18 protein-coding genes are annotated in these 17,819 nt (G+C 46.9%); 8 read left to right on the top strand and 10 right to left on the bottom strand.

The features are described from left to right. Positions 1 to 40 precede the first annotated feature (40 nt). Genes LVQ77_RS02060 through nfrB form a run of 3 tightly spaced genes read right to left on the bottom strand, consistent with a single transcriptional unit; the run spans position 41 to position 5,906 of the window. Positions 41 to 904 carry a DUF4434 domain-containing protein gene (locus tag LVQ77_RS02060; RefSeq protein ID WP_232903520.1) on the bottom strand — a complete coding sequence of 288 codons (864 nt, stop codon included), beginning with the start codon at positions 902 to 904 and terminating at the stop codon, positions 41 to 43. Further along, on the bottom strand, positions 904 to 3,684 hold the full coding sequence (locus LVQ77_RS02055) for an NfrA family protein (RefSeq protein ID WP_232903519.1): 2,781 nt from the start codon (positions 3,682 to 3,684) through the stop codon (positions 904 to 906). Before LVQ77_RS02055 ends, LVQ77_RS02060 begins: the two co-directional genes overlap by 1 nt. After that, entirely contained in the window at positions 3,681 to 5,906 is a 2,226-nt protein-coding gene (gene nfrB, locus LVQ77_RS02050; RefSeq protein WP_232903518.1) for a cyclic di-3',5'-guanylate-activated glycosyltransferase NfrB, read from the bottom strand. Before nfrB ends, LVQ77_RS02055 begins: the two co-directional genes overlap by 4 nt. Before the next feature lie 324 nt (positions 5,907 to 6,230). Here nfrB and LVQ77_RS02045 point away from each other — a divergent pair, with 324 nt between their 5' ends. Next, positions 6,231 to 6,560 carry an SMR family transporter gene (locus tag LVQ77_RS02045; protein ID WP_034457061.1) on the top strand — a complete coding sequence of 110 codons (330 nt, stop codon included), beginning with the start codon at positions 6,231 to 6,233 and terminating at the stop codon, positions 6,558 to 6,560. 209 nt (positions 6,561 to 6,769) lie between these two features. After that, positions 6,770 to 7,015 (top strand): DUF2554 family protein, encoded by a 246-nt coding sequence (locus LVQ77_RS02040; protein ID WP_232903517.1) that lies wholly within the window; start codon positions 6,770 to 6,772, stop codon positions 7,013 to 7,015. A 59-nt stretch (positions 7,016 to 7,074) separates the two neighbouring features. Here the strand turns inward: LVQ77_RS02040 and LVQ77_RS02035 are convergent, their stop codons facing one another. Continuing rightward, positions 7,075 to 7,818, bottom strand: a complete 744-nt coding sequence (locus tag LVQ77_RS02035; protein WP_232863674.1) for an SDR family oxidoreductase — start codon at positions 7,816 to 7,818, stop codon at positions 7,075 to 7,077. 170 nt (positions 7,819 to 7,988) lie between these two features. Here LVQ77_RS02035 and LVQ77_RS02030 point away from each other — a divergent pair, with 170 nt between their 5' ends. Further along, complete coding sequence (locus LVQ77_RS02030) at positions 7,989 to 8,291, top strand: winged helix-turn-helix transcriptional regulator (protein WP_151993635.1); 303 nt, start codon at positions 7,989 to 7,991, stop codon at positions 8,289 to 8,291. A 50-nt stretch (positions 8,292 to 8,341) separates the two neighbouring features. On the opposite strand, the gene LVQ77_RS02025 is transcribed toward LVQ77_RS02030, so the two are convergent. The 3 genes from LVQ77_RS02025 to LVQ77_RS02010 all read right to left on the bottom strand — a co-directional run bounded on the left by LVQ77_RS02025 (position 8,342) and on the right by LVQ77_RS02010 (position 10,277). Continuing rightward, a complete protein-coding gene (locus tag LVQ77_RS02025) occupies positions 8,342 to 9,460 on the bottom strand; it encodes an S-(hydroxymethyl)glutathione dehydrogenase/class III alcohol dehydrogenase (RefSeq protein WP_151993570.1) in 1,119 nt (372 codons plus the stop codon). Positions 9,461 to 9,491: 31 nt separating this feature from the next. Next, a complete protein-coding gene (locus tag LVQ77_RS02020; RefSeq protein WP_064519147.1) occupies positions 9,492 to 9,767 on the bottom strand; it encodes a metal/formaldehyde-sensitive transcriptional repressor in 276 nt (91 codons plus the stop codon). 240 nt (positions 9,768 to 10,007) lie between these two features. Continuing rightward, positions 10,008 to 10,277, bottom strand: a complete 270-nt coding sequence (locus tag LVQ77_RS02010) for a hypothetical protein (RefSeq protein ID WP_232903516.1) — start codon at positions 10,275 to 10,277, stop codon at positions 10,008 to 10,010. 517 nt (positions 10,278 to 10,794) lie between these two features. On the opposite strand from LVQ77_RS02010, the gene LVQ77_RS02005 reads away from it, so the two are divergent. Next, positions 10,795 to 11,745, top strand: coding sequence for a glycosyltransferase (locus LVQ77_RS02005; RefSeq protein ID WP_232903515.1), 951 nt, complete (start codon positions 10,795 to 10,797; stop codon positions 11,743 to 11,745). A gap of 62 nt (positions 11,746 to 11,807) precedes the next feature. Here the strand turns inward: LVQ77_RS02005 and cybB are convergent, their stop codons facing one another. Further along, the gene (gene cybB, locus LVQ77_RS02000) at positions 11,808 to 12,338 is read right to left on the bottom strand and encodes a cytochrome b561 (RefSeq protein WP_151993572.1); all 531 of its coding nucleotides are present in this window, start codon (positions 12,336 to 12,338) and stop codon (positions 11,808 to 11,810) included. Positions 12,339 to 12,528: 190 nt separating this feature from the next. Here cybB and gap point away from each other — a divergent pair, with 190 nt between their 5' ends. Next, on the top strand, positions 12,529 to 13,530 hold the full coding sequence (gene gap / locus LVQ77_RS01995; RefSeq protein WP_232903514.1) for a type I glyceraldehyde-3-phosphate dehydrogenase: 1,002 nt from the start codon (positions 12,529 to 12,531) through the stop codon (positions 13,528 to 13,530). A gap of 45 nt (positions 13,531 to 13,575) precedes the next feature. Here the strand turns inward: gap and dbpA are convergent, their stop codons facing one another. Continuing rightward, positions 13,576 to 14,949: an ATP-dependent RNA helicase DbpA gene (dbpA, locus tag LVQ77_RS01990; RefSeq protein WP_151993574.1), complete on the bottom strand. Its 1,374-nt coding sequence runs from the start codon at positions 14,947 to 14,949 to the stop codon at positions 13,576 to 13,578. A 270-nt stretch (positions 14,950 to 15,219) separates the two neighbouring features. Between dbpA and LVQ77_RS01985 the strand changes: the two genes are divergently transcribed. Then, positions 15,220 to 15,510 (top strand): Bor family protein, encoded by a 291-nt coding sequence (locus LVQ77_RS01985; RefSeq protein WP_064519157.1) that lies wholly within the window; start codon positions 15,220 to 15,222, stop codon positions 15,508 to 15,510. 361 nt (positions 15,511 to 15,871) lie between these two features. Here the strand turns inward: LVQ77_RS01985 and LVQ77_RS01980 are convergent, their stop codons facing one another. Then, the gene (locus LVQ77_RS01980; protein WP_232863671.1) at positions 15,872 to 16,234 is read right to left on the bottom strand and encodes a hypothetical protein; all 363 of its coding nucleotides are present in this window, start codon (positions 16,232 to 16,234) and stop codon (positions 15,872 to 15,874) included. 491 nt (positions 16,235 to 16,725) lie between these two features. Between LVQ77_RS01980 and LVQ77_RS01975 the strand changes: the two genes are divergently transcribed. Beyond that, positions 16,726 to 17,130 carry an MbcA/ParS/Xre antitoxin family protein gene (locus LVQ77_RS01975; protein ID WP_232863670.1) on the top strand — a complete coding sequence of 135 codons (405 nt, stop codon included), beginning with the start codon at positions 16,726 to 16,728 and terminating at the stop codon, positions 17,128 to 17,130. Next, positions 17,130 to 17,819: an RES family NAD+ phosphorylase gene (locus LVQ77_RS01970; RefSeq protein WP_232863669.1), complete on the top strand. Its 690-nt coding sequence runs from the start codon at positions 17,130 to 17,132 to the stop codon at positions 17,817 to 17,819. The genes LVQ77_RS01975 and LVQ77_RS01970 overlap by 1 nt, the downstream gene beginning before the upstream one ends.

The following is a 17,819-nucleotide window of genomic DNA, read 5'->3' as shown; positions in this document are numbered from 1 at the left end:
AAAATGTCGGATAACGTTTACGCTTATCCGACATTGATTTTTAGATGGCTAACACGCCGCTGGCCGCACTCATATAACGCAATGAGAAGTAGACTCTGTCCTGTCCTGGCGGGACAGGTGTCGCAAGCCATTTTTGCTGATACTCCGCTGGTGCAGGTTTTGCTTTAAAAGTTTTGGCCTGTTTATCCTGACGGAACAGTTCGATAACTTGCCCTGCAGACGGTGCTTTCAGGTACAGCGCCCGTTCAGCATCGGTCAGCATTTGCGTTCCCGCTCCATCCTGCACCCATACTTTTACGCCACTATGGCTCAGGGTTGTCAGCCATTTACGGTAAGAGTCAGGCGTCATATTTCCGGCAAAGAAGCTACTCACTGCAACGGGTTTATCAGCAACTGCCGCCAATGACAGACGGGTTTTACTCAGCCAGCCAAGCGCTGCTTGCTGCATTTGTGGGTTGCGCCAGCGTAGGTCATCGAGTTCACTACTGATATACCAACCCGCAATCGACTTTTTACCCAGTATGTCTACCCAACGTTTTGCTACCACCACATCATCAGCACGCAGGCGATTGAGATAATTTTCAAGCGCAGGAAGCGGCTGTTTTTGCCGTTCGAAAAATCGACCGTCTGCAGCAAGACCGATAACGAGCTTCATACCGTTGGTAGTGGTTAGTTGCGCTTTATGTTCAAGCCAGGCGCGAGACTCGCCATCGCGAAACGCATTATCGTAGCGGCTCCACTGCAATACCAGGGTATCAATTCCCTGCCCTTTGAGTTTGTTCAACACGCTCTGCCACTGGGCATCAGTCACTGTGGTATCACGCAATTGCGGCTGATACATCACCGCATTCATGGCATTGGCAAAAGGGGCAACCAGCAGTAACGCGGTTAATAGGATCTTCATTACCAGCGAGCTCCCAGAGTCAGGAAAAGATTATTTTTGGAGTCGGTATCGCGGTTGTGCCCGGAGAACGCACGCTGATACTCAAGCCCCACACTGACTTTATGTGGGAAGGCGCTGTAGTGCATCTCTCCAAACCAGGTATTAAGTCTCACACCAACACCGCCCAGGGTGTTGTCGCTGTACGGAGTGTCAGTACTGGCGTTGTACTGGGCGTGCCAGTAAGGCTCAATAGTTTGTTTGCCGTTGATTTTTTGATGCCAGCTCATGCGGTAATCGGCGGTATAAAGCTGATAATCCGCTTTAACGAAATGCGCCGCATCCAGATAGAGATTTTGTGCCATCCAGCCATTGCCTGTCGGATGCCAATCATCACTATATTTACCGCCGTTAAAGAACGAGGCACTGGCACGCAGCATAACGTCAGCCTGGCCGTGATGATGATCCAACGGGATCTGTTGTTCAGCCGCCAGATAGATAACCTGGTCACGAAGCGGTTTCCAACGCACACCAACCCCCAACATTGGCTCATATACCGGCATAAAGTTCTGCTGGCCATTGCTGTCACTACCTGCAAACACACGGCTGTAAACGGAAAGCTGATCGCCGTCGATGAGTTGGTTTTTACCGATACGGTACTCAGCCTCAAATTGTTGATAGCTCCGGTAACTTTTCCCCTGCTGAACCCCGTTATTGCTGCCTCCACTATTAAGTGAATCTGGCGTTAAACCGAATGAACCATCGTAGGTGAAAGTCCAGCGACGTTGACTATCTTCGTGAATCCGGCGGAATTCAAAACGGTCTTCTTGTTGTTTGTCGCTCAGCTGTTGTTGTGGCGTGATGCTGTTATCAATGTCATCCACAACTTGCTCGCTGTACTGCTTAGTTTTCGGCTTATCGTCCAGTCGTTCATTGAGATACACCAACTGGCGTAAGATTTCTGGCGAGTCCGTGTGGGTTTCACGGGCTTTTTCCAGTGCATCACGGGCTTCGTGATTCTTACCTTGCGCTAATAGTGCAAAACCACGTGCAGCATCATCCATCACCGGAGTCGATTCCAGTTTCAGATCCGACATTCCACGCTGTGAAGCAATATTCTGCCAGTGGGCGAAGGCCTTCTCATCACCGGTAAGTTTTGCGCTGCGCGCTGCAGCGTGCACATCGTTATCCACCATTTCTGTGACAGGAACCTGTGCCCAACTCGCCTTGGCAAGTGCGTAATCTTGTGTAGCGTAAGCCAGATATGCCACCTGACGTTGGTAAAATGGCGAAGGGTCACGCGCAACCGCTTGTTCGGCAGCGTAAAGCGCGAGGCCCGGCTGCCCCGGATAGCATTGCGCAAGGTGTGACCAGCTTTCAGCGTCATACTGCGCAGATAAATCACCTAATATGTTGCGCACCTGCGCGCAGTTTTCCTGCCCCTGGAACAGTCGTGCCTGTGCCATGCGTTGCGTGGCGGTTGGCAAAGGCCGGGCAAGGCGAGCTTTGTTTTCAGCGGTCAACCAATCAGGGTGTGCTGCTAGCTGGCTATACAAACGTGTACTCAGTGAATGCTGCAACTTACCGGCCTGAGTAAATGGCCAGTAACGCAATAGCAATTCGGCAGCCACTTTCCCCTGGCCCATAGAAACCAGCTGATAGCTGGCAGTTTCCAGTTCTTGCGCTGATAAACCGCGAGTTTGCGTGATTTTACTAATGAGCTGCATGCTGGACTGCGTGTCTTTCTGCGCCAGACTTAATGCTAAACGCTGATCGAGCGCCTGCATTTCCGGGAAGGTATTGAGCAGTTCGTTCGCCCCTTTCCAGTCACCTTTTTGGATGCGGATCGGCACTAACGTCGATAACACATACTGTCTGTTTTCTGGATGTTTAACGCTCCATCCCGCAACTGTGTGCCCCGGTTGCTGGCTATGGGTTGCCAATAACCACATCCAATTACGTTCTTCGATGGCTGAATCAAATACGGGTTTACGGCTTGCGAGATAACGGCGTAACTGAGTCAGTGCATTACGCTCAGCCAATGACTGCGCGTAAGCCAGTTGCATTCCAGCACTGTTCATCACTCCCTGGCTTTGCAAATCCAGGATTCGTTGGTCGCGCTGCATATGTAACAGAATGGCAAACCATTGTTGATACTGTGCGTCACTCAGCGTCGCCCCACTGTCCAGCAGGGCAAAACCTTGATCTGCTGCCCCCCACTGTTGCAAGAAAATTGCCCGCTGCGTGTAATTGTCCGCCAATTGCTGCCCCTCTTTTGAGTGACGGAATTTCGGGTCAGACAACTGCGCGCGGGCTATATCTAGCTTATTGAGTTTGAGAGCATAGTTACCCACCTCACTGCGACACTGAACGCCCGGTGAGGCATCGCAGTTTTTCTGGAATGCCAGCAATTGCTCGTAAGTTTTGACTTCTGGAACAGGCACGGGAATCGCCACCAGTGCACGATGTAAGTCAGAGTTTTGTGGCCTTTTCGCAAGCTCACTTTCCAGCAACTCCCGAGCTTTCTTATCGTGGCCGAAGTGCCGATAAGCCTCAGCAAGCCATAACGACAAGCGCACGCTCTCGGGTGCCATTGCATGAGCATGCTCAAAACTGCGCAACGCGCGAGTTTCATCATTCGCTTTCAGGGCTTCATGTGCCCGCTCAATATGCGGATAAACCTTGAAGTAAAGGTAATCACTGAGTCCCAGATCTTGTTTAGATCCTTCCTGTGCAGCCAAAGCGGGTACGGCAAGTAAAACACCACAAACCAGAGCTGCCAGCGGGGTTAGACGTATCTTCATCCTGCCTCCCCGGATAGACGAGCCTGTTGCAATCCGCTGATACCTGCTTTTTGCAGCAGGTCTTTCAACGATGGTTGCAATCTCTTTTGCTGTGCCAGCGCATGATCAACAACGTGTTGACTCACTACCCCTTCTTGCACCAGAAACTCGCCGAACATCAAATCGCTGCGTTCATAACGTAATAGAACAGCTCGCAGAACAGCTTCATTCAGGTGAGATTCATTACTCAACACTTCAGCAAACAGAAGTTGCCCGGAGACATATTGGTCCCAAATCTCATCAGCCTGCGCCTGCGTGAGAAGGTTTTCTTTGACGGCACAGTCGAGCAACTGCTTTTCCTTTGTCGATTGTTCATCGCCGTACCAGTGACGCAGCCCAATAACTACCTGGCCTCGCGGCACAATAACGTAGCTCACATTCCGCCCGAGTTTGCGACCCAGCGCCGACAATGAAACCGGATCGATCGAGTTTTCACAAGCCAGAACAAGGGTGTCGCCTTCCATACGCAATGGCAGAACCGCATGGTGCTGCACCACTTTTGCAGGAACGCTCTTAATCAATGATTCATCAAGTGCAAGAGGATCGATTGACTCCATCGGCACTTCAGCTTGTTTTGCCAGCGCAACAGCAAGCTGATATGCAGTGATATAGCCCAGTTGCACCAGACTTCCACCCAGTTTTAGGCCCGGAATGCGCTTTTGCAGCGCTTCTTCAAGTTCAGCCTGGGTAATCACACCAGAATCCACCAGGATATAACCCAGAGGTTGAGCAGAGCGTTGATCGCTTACGGTCGGGAAATCGTGAGTCGTTTTATCCCATGCCACGCGACGTGGGTCGCCATGTTGGATAACCTGCTTAATCGCCCGCCAGTTCGCCACAAAGTTAATCAAGTTGCCCCAGAACAGGCGCGGCAATACCAATAAGCCTTGCCCCAGTCCGTAATAACCTGTCACGAATATCATGCGTTGAATGATGCGGTTAGACATCAGCAGTAAGTTAATCCACAGCAACATCGTCAGCCATGTACCGCCGACAAATATTGATAAGAATTGCCATGCCCCATCGACCATGCGCTGATAAATGATGATGGCAACCAGTTGCAGCATCACTAGCATCGCCGCAAAACTGAGGAAGTTTGCAATCGCCCCTTTACGGTCGCGCCACAGGAAATAGTTGAGAACCGGGCTTGAACTCCAGCGGTGAGTTTTAAAACCCTGGAACACGATGCCGATTATCCAGCGAGACTTTTGGCGCACGGCTGTGGCAAAGGTGTCAGGGAAATATTCGCGCACGCAGATAACATTGGCAGTTCGGGCACGTTGACCAAAGGGTTTGGCTGATTTGTCATTTGCGTCAACAACCGGGAAGCGACAGAAAATCTCTTCCATTCCTTTTTGACGCAGGCGGAAACCAATATCGTAATCTTCCGTCAGGCTCTGCACATCAAACGCAATGCCGTCACCATCAGCTAATAACGCCAAAACCGCACGGCGGCTAAAACATGTACCCACACCGGCGCTTGGAACCTGCCCCGCTAATGCCTCACGTACCGGTACATCTTTACCATGCAGTTCTGAAAATTCATCCAGATAACTCAGGCTTGTGAAGTGTGTCCATTTGCGTTCAAACGGATAAACTGGGATCTGAATTAAGTCTTTTCTATCAACCAGATAGTTGAAAAGACGCAATTCGAGTGGAGAAATAACATCTTCTGCGTCATGAAGAATAAAACCGGAAAAATTAAATCGCGCGCTGTTTTCAAACTGTAAAATAGCATCCAGAATGTTGTTCAGGCAGTCCGCTTTGCTGGTGGGACCAGGCCGTGCGCATACCACTTTATGAACATTTGGAAAACGTGCGCAGACTTCATCTACATCACGTTGCGTATCCGGGTCATTAGGGTAAGTCCCTACAAATATATGGTAGTTTTCGTAGTCCAGTGAACTGGCGGCAAGACGCGCCATATTGCCGATAACCCCAGTTTCATTCCATGCAGGGACCATAATAGCCAACGCTTTTTCTTGTGGCTCATGCAGGGCTTTATAGTCCAGATAATCATTGTTGCGGTATACCGTAACCGAGCGCCATACCCGGCGAACCCAGTAAACAATATCGATAAATAAATCATCAATTCCGCTAATTAACATCAATATCGCCAGCGTAATAGCGACAACTTTCAAACCGTAGAGATACGTTGAAAAGTAATCAACAAACCAGTCCATTTTTTACCCCAAAGGTCACGTAAAGCCTAGTGCAGCCATCCATAGGAGGTCAGATGCATCTACAGTAAGGCCTCAAATGTTACCGGTATCATAATGTAATAAGATAAATCCAGGAAGGATATAACTCTAGAATTAAGGTTTTTCACAATCCATGAAATTGTATCATCAACATTAAAACCAGTGTTTTCAGCTGACATTTACAACTGTTACAGGATATACAGCGAGGAAACAAAATGAGAATTTTCTGTGACAACGAGGGCATTTCTTGCCACAAATGGCTTTGATCTTTACATTGACGGCCTGAATAGTGAGGGAGAAACGAACATGACTTATATCTGGCTGATTGTGGCAATTATTGCCGAAGTGATTGCGACCACTTCACTAAAACTCTCCGAAGGCTTTAGCCGTTTATGGCCAAGCGTGGTCACAATTGTGTTCTACGGCGTGGCGTTTTATTGCCTATCGGTAACCATGCGCACCATCCCTACCGGGATTATTTATGCAATTTGGTCAGGTGCTGGAATTGTGTTAATCGGCGCGGTGGGCTGGATTTTTTTGGGACAGAAACTTGATTGGCCGGCGATCGCGGGTATGGCATTGATTATTATTGGCGTGTTAGTCATTAACTTATTTTCAAAGTCGGTCGCGCATTAACCCCTCTTTTTATAGCCATGTTTGCGGGCTTTCCCAACACGAAAGCTTGCCAGCATGACATATCAATTATTAACCATTCGTAAACCAAATCTTAACTATTGAACCTTTTACACTGCTGACAATTCTTTTGCATTTTTTCTAAAAGTTGAATAGTAACCAGACGGAATTATCTATACAGTTTGCCCGTCACGTTAATGAGGTTGATGGTAATGGTTAAACAATTGAGATCAAAATTAGGGATGATTTTGTTGCTGATAGGCACGGCGTTGTTCTCCGGGCAGACTACAGCGCAAACACGTGGTCATTTTTATTTGGTCGTCAAAAGTGCTGACATGTTGCTACGCCATCAGGCTGATAGTGACGAAATCCGTCAGGCTGCCGAGGATTCCGCCGCCGATTTTCGTGAGCAGCATTTCCACGTGAAAGAGCGCCGCGCCGGGATTTATCAACTCTAAGACTTTATAACTCAGTTCGATTTAAACGTGGTAAATCGAACTGAGCTCTTCAATCGCTCTTACAAATTACCTACCCCACCATCTATTAATAATTCGCTGCCGACCATAAAGGCAGACTCATCGGATGCGAGAAAGACGGCAGCTTTTGCCAATTCGAGAGCCGTACCCAAACGACCGATGGGCACGAGCGCACGAATCTCTTCGCGGAGTACTTCCTGCGAAGCACCATTGCCAAGCTTACCCAAAGCCGGGGTTTCTGTTGGGCCAGGGCTTAATCCATTCACCCGAATTCCTCGCGAGTGCAGCTCGCCAGAAAGGGTTCGCGCCAGAGAAAGGATTGCGGCTTTGCTGGCCGCGTAAGCATTGCTTTGTGGCAAACCAATATGTGCACTTACAGAACCACAGACAATTATTGACGATGGGTTAGCCAGAAGTGGCAATAGCGCCTGAATCAAAAAGAACGGCCCTTTCAGATTGGTATTCATCAGCCGGTCATAACTGCTTTCGTCCCAGTGCTGTAGTGGATGATGCGATACGTCGCCGGCATTTACGTACAACACATCGAGACGCGGCCACCATTGTGCAATCTGTTCAGCCAAATCACGTTGTTGACCGATATTTCCCGCATCGCTGCGAATAATATGTACATCTCCCAGTTGCTCTTTCGCGGCCAATAATCCTGATTCGCTACGTCCGGTGATAGCAACCGTTGCCCCTTCTGCAAGAAACTGCCGCGCCGTCTCAAACCCAATACCGCTGGTGCCACCGGTGATTAATGCGTATTTACCTTGAAGTCTTCCCATTGCCGTTACCTCACTATTGACTAGTCAGCCCATTATTTACGCTATAGTATCTTTTGGATAGTAGGCACCATTTGGATACTAAGGCACTGGATGGGATGTATTGACTATTCACAGGAGCAAACGTGATAAATAATTTTTCGGCCTTGCCCACGGCAGGTCAAAGCTGCCCGATGGTCAGTTTCGTGAATCTGATTTCTGGGAAATGGGCGATCCCGATTCTTTACCGCTTGATGGTCATTGATGAACCAGTGCGCTTTAGCGATCTACAGCGTGCGGTTCATCCCATTACTCAAAAAGAGTTGACGCGCCAGCTACGTCAATTTGAATCCAGAAGATTGGTGACCCGGCAAGTCTTTGCTGAAGTGCCACCGAGAGTGGAATATCAGATAACGGAATTAGGGAAGTCGCTACGCCCTACGCTTGATTCGTTAGCGGACTGGATGCGGGAAAATAGTGGGCAGTTGAGAGAGTAGAACCCTCACTGATACGCTTTTAGATGCAATCAGTGAGGGGTTTTTAACGGTTACTTATCGCCGAAATGGATAACGGTACGAATCGATTTCCCTTCGTGCATTAAATCGAAGGCTTCATTGATTTGTTCAAGCGGCATACGGTGCGTGATGAACGGGTCAAGGTTGATTTTGCCAACCATCGCGTCTTCCACCATACCTGGCAACTGTGTGCGCCCTTTCACTCCGCCAAATGCAGAACCACGCCATACGCGGCCGGTTACCAACTGGAACGGACGAGTTTTGATCTCTTGACCTGCGCCCGCAACGCCGATGATTACGCTTTCACCCCAGCCTTTATGGCAGCATTCCAGCGCGGAACGCATTACATTGACGTTGCCAATACATTCAAAGCTGAAATCCACGCCGCCGTCGGTCAGTTCGACAATCACGTCCTGAATCGGCTTTTCGTGGTCTTTCGGGTTGATGCAATCAGTCGCACCCATTTCGGTCGCCAGTTTGAATTTCTCTGGATTGGTGTCAATCGCCAGAATACGCCCGGCTTTCGCCTGTACCGCCCCCTGAATCACCGCCAGACCAATACCACCCAGGCCAAATACTGCAACAGTATCGCCCTCTTTTACTTTCGCCGTGTTGTGCACCGCGCCGATACCGGTGGTGACACCACAACCTAACAAGCACACTTTATCCAGTGGTGCCTGCGGGTTAACTTTTGCCAGAGAAATTTCTGCCACCACAGTGTACTCACTGAAAGTACTGGTGCCCATGTAGTGGTAAATCGGTTCGCCATTATAAGAAAAACGCGTGGTGCCGTCTGGCATCAAACCTTTACCCTGAGTGGCACGAACGGCCTGGCACAGGTTAGTTTTGCCTGATTTACAGAACTTACACTCGCGGCATTCTGCAGTGTACAAAGGAATGACATGATCGCCAGGCTTCAGGCTAGTAACACCCTCGCCCACTTCCATAACGATACCGCCGCCTTCATGGCCCAGCACTGCCGGGAACACGCCTTCAGGATCATCACCAGATAAGGTGAAAGCATCGGTATGGCAAACGCCAGTATGGGTAATCTTTACCAGCACTTCGCCTTTTTGTGGCGGTGCTACATCAATTTCTACGATTTCAAGCGGTTTGCCTGGGCCAAATGCAACAGCTGCACGTGATTTCATGTTCTTCTTCCGTCGTCAGGTGGGATGGATTTTATTTTAGATAAGAGCGAATTAAATTACCGACTTCTGCCATACGCACAGCACGCTGATCCTCAGAGGTTTCCCCGGCGACCAGCTCGTCTTTTAGATGGATCTCCATCATTTCGCCCATCAGGCCGTTCGCCGCTCCGCGAACCGCTGCGATTTGTTGCAAGATTGCGATGCAAGGATCGCCATTTTCCAGGGCGCGCTCAATTGCTTCAGTCTGGCCACGTATGCGTCGCACGCGAGTCAGAATGCGTTTTTTGTCTTCAGGTGAATGTGGCATTTCGACCTCCTGATACTATAGGGGGGTATGGTACACTATTGTCAGAGATATTAAAGCACCGTTGATAAATGTCAGTCTGCAAATACGTCAACAAGCCGAATGTTTAAATCATGATGGAATCATAGCAGAGCGATTGTTTTCACCGAGGGATGGTACAAATGGAAGAATGAAGGTGAGAATAAGCAGCCGTTGGTGTTGTGGCTATTCCGGTGTCATAGCACCAACGGGATTTTTGCTCTGCTACTTTTTGCGAAAGAGATTAATAGCAACTGCCGTCAGAATCCCTATTAAGGGCATGGCTATAGCGCCCGCTAAAAAATTATGCTGGTCTATTCGCTTTTCCCTGCGGATATCAGCAAAGCGTGCAAGCGCGTGGTTTTCATCAATGGCACTGACCTCTTCGAATTGTTTTTCGTAACCCTGTTCAGTCAACCGAGCGGTTCCGTCCGTGTCAGACCTTTCTAATACAACGGTTTGTTTACCTTTTTTAAAAAAGCGGTAATCCGGCATTTGATGCTCCACATTGAGAGATATGCGATTAAACAACATACAGACCGGTATTAATTGCGTACAGACCTGCCTGTGGATTCGCATCCAACTGCTCACTTATTTGCATTTTAGTTGATCAATTCCAGCAAAAACTGAAGTAATACTGGGATAGCTAACTGCAATGTTCATCTTCTTTCACCCTACTTCGTTTGAGCCTTATATATATAGGCACCACATCTTTTAGCGTGCGTGCAACGCCACCACAATAGCCGCTCATCGTACCATCTGGTATGGCGGCTAACCGACGAAGTGCCATCATCTCGTTTATCAGTATAAAGGGTCGATTCTTTCGTAAACTCTTGGAAAATGAAGGCCAGAAACAGCAATTTGTGTTGATAGCCGACTTTGTTCCTGGAACACCGCCGGGTCCATTCCTCAATGCAAACAATAACTAATGGTTAGGATGCGTCCTAAACCAGGAAGTGTTAAAATGTGGCAATATTTTAAATAAGAACAAAATGCGAGCTTCGAGACATTGATGAAACTAAGTATTATCATCCCATGCTACAACTCTGCCGAATTTATCGAAGATTGTCTTGAATCCGTCCTCCCTAATATCCAAAGTGATATGGAGGTCATCGTTGTCAATGATGGTTCAACGGATAATAGCAATGACCTTATAATAAAGGTCGCGCACCGTTATCCTGATAAAAACTTGATGATCATTAATCAAGACAACGCTGGTTTATCTGCGGCCAGAAATAAAGGGTTAAGCATTGCTTCCGGAGAATACATATCACTCCTGGATTCTGATGATATTTATGATGGACAATTTTGGTCTGAAGTTCCTCCTCTTCTTAACGATTCATCGATTGATATCATCGAGTTTAATGCTGAACAGTTTGAGAATGAACTATCTAACATCGTCGAACACATTGATTGTACAGTTTTTTCTGGGAAAAAATATATTTCTTCAATCGAACAATTGAAGCCTGCATTTCAGCGTTCTAAGTGGTATCCATGGGCCAGGGTTTACAAAAAAGCGTTATTTCTGGACAACGACATTGAATTCCCAAATGGAAGACTATACGAGGACATGAGCACTGTCCCCGCTTTGTATTTAAAATGTAAATGCATTTTTGGTGTTAACAAATCACTTATCTGGTACCGTTTTCACAAAAAAAGCATCACGCAAACTTTCAGGCAAAAAGATATTTCTGATTTGGTTTATGTTGCAACCAAACTATCATCTCTTTCAAAAGAGAACCCTGAAGCAAAAGAAATTATTTTCCCTACCATGCAGAGGGTGTTTAATTTTATAAAATATACTCTGGTTAAAAATAAACAGGCAAATTTTCCGCTGTCAGAACAAAGAGCATTGCAAAAGGCATTAATGCCTTTTATAAGCGAATTCAAGCTCTCTCGTAAAATTCAAATACTCATTCTTCCTGTTTATCTAAATACTATCGTAAGAATAAGAAAAAAATAATTTATTCTGTGCGAGATGGCCCTTCCAACCATTCTGGATTTCCAGGGCCAACTCCGTTAAATTTAGCCCTTTTTCCCTGGCAGCATGCGCAGCAATGTATTGTCTTTCCACACATAATGGTGGAACAGTGCGGCAAATGCATGAATGCCAATCACGAAGTAACCGATGTTGGCGATAAGCTCGTGGTAACTCTTGATGGTGAATTCCATATCCTCATCAGGTTCAATCGCATGCGGCATAGGAATGCCAAACACCGACCAGTCACTGCCTTTAAAGTACACCGTTGTAAAGCCGAGAATCGGTAACACAATAAACATCAGATAGATTATCGTGTGCACCAAATGGGACATTCCCGTAATAGCAGGATGCGGTTTCGGTGTAATCGCGGGAGCGCGATATTTAATGCGCACCAGCAAGCGGGCAATCATCAAAAAGAACACGCTGATCCCACAAGTTACATGAGTTGCGTTGAAGACTGGACGATACGATCGCGGTGCAAAACCTTTCAGTTCCATCGCGCAATATGCCCCCACTATCAATAAAAAAACCAGCCAATGAAGTGTTATCTGTAACGAGGTGTATTTGCTGCGCATTAAGGTGTCCTGCTTAGTCACAATGATTTTTCCAGGATAGCGGCTAATTCTTAGAAAATCATTAACATCCGGTGAAATTATCTAACATTTCCCCTGACAATCCCTGTTTGCGGCACCTCGGTTTATGAACTATCACTAGAGTTGATTAAGGATTAAGCAATTCCTGATGATCAAAAGTGGGGTTCATATCATGAATAAAATCGGTATCAATGGCTTTGGTCGCATTGGTCGTCTGGTATTACGCCGTGTTCTTGAAACCAAAAGCGAAGTTGAAATTGTCGCTATCAACGATCTTACCTCGCCCAAAGTGCTTGCCTACTTGCTTAAGCATGACTCCAGCTATCATAACTTTGACGGAACAGTGGATTACACTGACGATGCGTTAATCGTTAACGGTAAGAAAATTGCGGTGTATGCCGAAAAAGAGGCGAAAAATATCCCGTGGGGGAAATTGGGGGTTGAGATCGTTATCGAGTGCACTGGTTTCTATACTTCCGAAGAGAAAGCCAGCGCACATCTGGACGCAGGTGCGAAGAAAGTGCTGATTTCCGCTCCCGCTGGCGATATGAAAACTATCGTCTTTAACGTTAACTGCAACACTATTACGCCGGAAGATAAAATCCTCTCCGTCGCCTCCTGCACCACTAACTGTCTGGCGCCAATGGCAAAAGCGCTACACGACAACTTTGGTATTAAAGTTGGCACTATGACCACCATCCATGCTTATACCGGTACACAATCACTGGTGGATGGACCGCGAGGTAAAGATCTACGTGCCTCTCGTGCTGCGGCACAAAATATTATTCCGCACACTACAGGTGCGGCGAAGGCTATTGGTCTGGTGATACCTGAGCTGCAAGGCAAACTCAAAGGGCATGCGCAACGCGTACCGACACTTACTGGTTCAGTAACAGAACTGGTGTCTATTCTTGAGAAAAAGGTGACGGTAGAGGAAATTAACGCAGCGCTGAAAAAAGCAACTGAGGGTAATGAATCGTTTGGCTATACCGATGAGGAAATTGTGTCGTCCGATATAGTCGGCACGAATTTTGGTTCAGTGTTTGATGCAACACAGACGGAAGTGACCGAAGTTGGCGATTTGCAATTGGTTAAAACCGTGGCCTGGTACGATAACGAATACGGTTTTGTCACACAGCTGGTGCGGGTATTGGATGCGGTCGCGAAGGAATAACTGATCCCTCTCCCTGCCTGATTCGCAGGGAGAGGTTTTAAAGACTTATTTCAGCAAACGTACTTTGACGGATTTGCCTTTGATCTTGCCCTGTTGCAACTGTTTCCACGCATGGCGTGCAACAGACTCACGAACAGCAACATAAACGTGCATTGGGTGCACATCGATTTTACCGATATCCGCCCCATCCAGCCCCATGTCACCTGTTAACGCACCAAGAATATCGCCCGGGCGCATTTTCGCTTTCTTACCACCATCAATACACAACGTCGCCATTGTCGCTTCAAGTGGTTTGATGCTGCCACCGGTTGGTGCAGGCTGCCAGCTCAGGGACAAGTTCAGCATTTCTGCCAACACGCTGGCGCGTTGTGCTTCTTCTGGCGCGCAAAGACTGATAGCTAAACCACTTTCCCCCGCGCGTGCGGTACGGCCGATGCGGTGAACGTGAACTTCCGGGTCCCAAGATAGTTCGTAGTTGATGACCATTTCCAACGCTTTGATATCCAGGCCGCGAGCCGCAACATCGGTTGCCACTAACACCCGGCTGCTTCCGTTGGCGAAACGCACCAGCGTTTGATCGCGGTCACGCTGTTCCATGTCGCCGTGCAGCGCCAGCACGCTTTGATTGCTTTCACTCAGCGCATCACAAACTGCCTGGCAATCTTTTTTGGTATTACAGAACACCACGCAAGACGCGGGCTCATGCTTGCTAAGCAGTTTTTGCAGCAGGCTGATTTTGCCACTGCGCGAGATTTCGTAGAACTGCTGTTCAACAGACGGAAGTTCGTCTACTGAATCAATTTCGATAGTTTCCGGGGAGCGCTGCACACGGGAACTGATTGATGCAATTGCGGTAGGCCAGGTCGCAGAGAACAATAACGTCTGGCGATCCTGCGGTGCATGGCTGATGACTTCATCAATTGCATCCGCAAAGCCCATATCCAGCATACGGTCAGCTTCGTCCAGCACCAGCGTTTGCAAAGCGTTTAACTTAACAGTCTCTTTTTTCAAGTGATCCAGTAAACGACCTGGTGTTGCAACAATGACATGCGGCGCATGTTGCAATGAATCGCGCTGGGCACCAAATGGCTGGCCACCACATAGCGTCAGCACCTTGATATTTGGCATATAGCGCGCAAGGCGACGTAATTCTTTGGCCACCTGATCGGCCAGTTCACGCGTTGGGCACAGCACCAGCGACTGAGTAATAAACTGGCTTGCATCAATATGTTGCAACAAACCAAGGCCAAAGGCCGCAGTTTTACCACTGCCGGTTTTCGCCTGAGCACGGACATCTTTCCCAGCCAGTATCGCGGGTAATGCAGCCGCCTGAACAGGCGTCATGGTGTGGTAACCAAGTTCGGTGAGATTGGCGAGTTGTTCTGCTGGCAGAACGTTTAGGGTAGAAAAAGATGTCACAGTTATACTCTCAATTAATGGGCTGTCAGACAGCGTCTGGCGCGCATCTTAGCAGATTTGAGGGGGCAACGCGGCAGTTTCAGGCAAAATAGCGCTGGAGTTTTCAATCATAAAGCGACCATGGATAAACGTCGGTCCCACTGTTTGTTCGGAACATAAACAGAAATCAAACGATACCCGAGATAATTCTTAAGCATTGCTAGTCGTATTTAATAACCAGATATACAATGCGAAGCTGTTTATGATGACCACAATAAAAATAAGGTATATATGAAAAAGTTAATGATAGCGGTTGTTGCTTCAATGGTGTTATCTGGCTGTGCTCAACAAACATTTACGATTAACAAGGATATTGCTGAAAAACCACAGCAAACCACTACACACCATTTCTTTGTTAGCGGAATTGGTCAAACAAAAACTGTTGATGCTGCAGCTGTATGTGGTGGCGCTGATAAAGTTGTTCGCACTGAAGTGCAGCAGACATTTGCTGACGGTTTCCTGGGCTTTATCACTCTGGGGATTTATACCCCTCGCGATGCTCGCGTATATTGCTCTAAATAAATACTCTTGCCGGTGTTATGCACCGGTATTAAACATTTTTGATATAGTTAACACAAAATAATAACATGCCGAAATGATACCATCAGGCAATAGTATAAAAATAAATAAGAAGATGATTTTCAATGACATGGGGATTTAAAGTAGCAACAGTAATTCTTGTTGTTGTAGTGCTAGTTTGGCTGATGCTAATTATCAATACATTTGATAAATATGCACATTTTCATTATTTGATCGATCAAATTGAAGGGACATACTTGAGGTGACTTAAGTTAAATCACCTCGATTTATAATATTGCGCTGATTCTAAAACCCCACCACCAATACATTGCCACTTTACCAAAAGCATTAAAATATCAATGTATTAGCTAGCGTGGGTGTTGATGTCTAGATAGACCATTAACTCAGCTTTTGCGCTCTGTTTAGCAGCTGCGTCTTCGGCAACAATATAAAATGATCTGGATGAGCCTTCTGGTGCTTTCTCCGCAGGATAAACGGTGTAATTTAAATCCTTTTTGCCTGATGCTATCTGGCATTTCATCGTCCACGCATTCAACTCTTTCGCATCACTCTTACATGTCGTCGGTCCGTAGGAATAACTGAGATAAGAACCCACCCGCGCCTCTGCATCTTTTACATAAGATGGAGTACTGTTGAACCAATATATCCCGCAAAGCACTAATGCAAGTGGTGTTGCGATTAAAGAAATAAGATGTGTTTTTTTCATGATCCCAGAGTTGTTTTAAATTAGAGGGCTCGAAGTATATAGGAATCCCCTTATTGATTACACATTTTGAAATGGTTTTTTTATATTTGTATTAAAACGTATTTAATCACGCCGATTGTAACTGTGAGTGAATATTATGTTTGATATTAGTTTACGGTGTCTAGATTTTAATTAATTGTTAAATATATGATCACACCTGTTGCGTACAACGACATAAAGCGAGTAACTAATTAGTTTCTTTTCCCTTAAAATATATCCATACAATATATAAGTCTTTCTGTTTATTTGGCAATTATCCCTCATCCCATAATACCGGGCATCATTTCCTACCCGCGTTTGACTCTGAAGGCAGATCATTTCTGCGTCAGATCTTGCTTCCACATGTGGTTAGCTACTTCTTAATTGTACATATATGAACAATTCCTCTATGCTAGTAATTAAGTTAACTCATGTCTCAGTTTTTGGCAGGCACAGATTATATAGGAGGACATATGGCTAACACAGCACAGAAAGACCATCTAAATGGCGCCATTGACCCCAGCAAAGCGCTACCTGTGGTGTTTCGCATTCTGGATAAATGGCACTGCAATTCTGATGAACAACTGAAATTACTGGGTATTTCATCGCGTTCAACATTGAACAAATACAAAGAATCCGGTGGGGGCATTCGTCTAACCTTGGACATGCAGGAACGAATGAGCTACATCCTCAATATTCATAAGTGTCTGCGATTGCTGTTTACAGCTGACGACAGCGTTTATGGTTGGGTGCGCAAACCTAATAGCCATCCTTTCTTTGCTGGACGCACAGCCATGGATGTGATGAAAAGTGGCCGCGTGGCTGACCTGTATGAGGTTGCCAAACGGCTGCATGCATGGCGTGGGGGAATGGCTTAATGCAAAAGCCGCCACTTACCAAGTTCGAAGGGGAGAAAGCCTATCGGATAATCCCAAGTCGCTATCCAACAATTGATTTGTATGAAGACGTGGCTAGCACCGACGAGCTTGAGGCTGTTTGGGCTATAGAGGCAATGACCAATGACCGGTTAAAAGAAGAGGCCGGAGAGTTGTCATTGGTGCCAAAACACGATTGGCTGGTGGGTATTCATGGAAGCAGTTATGTAATGGCGGCATTCACCCATTTAAATCCGGAGGGAGCACGATTCACCACTGATGATTTTGGCGGCTATTATTGTGCTCCTAAGTTAGATACCGCTATCAAAGAAACGGTGTACCACCAGGAGCGTGTATTAGGTTATACCTGCGAACCTGCACAGAAAGTGCAGATGCGCGTACTGTTAACTACATTCGACGCAACCTTGTCTGATATTACAGATGAACCGTTCCTCTCCTCACCTATCTATCACGCCACGGACTACAGCCAGGCAAAAGCCTTTGCTCAGACTCAGAAGTCCCAAAACGCGGACGGTATCCATTATCGCTCCGTTCGCCATACAGAGCATTTTTGCTATGTACTCTATCGGCCTTGCCTGATTACTCATGTTCATCAGGCGCAACATTTAGAGTATCACTGGAATGGAAGCGCCATTACAAATGTACTCAGCATTCAGCTATATGGTGAATAG

It is taken from the genome of Buttiauxella cochleicola, assembly GCF_021282435.1.
Classification (GTDB): domain Bacteria; phylum Pseudomonadota; class Gammaproteobacteria; order Enterobacterales; family Enterobacteriaceae; genus Buttiauxella; species Buttiauxella massiliensis.
This window is presented reverse-complemented; position numbering and strand designations above follow the sequence as displayed.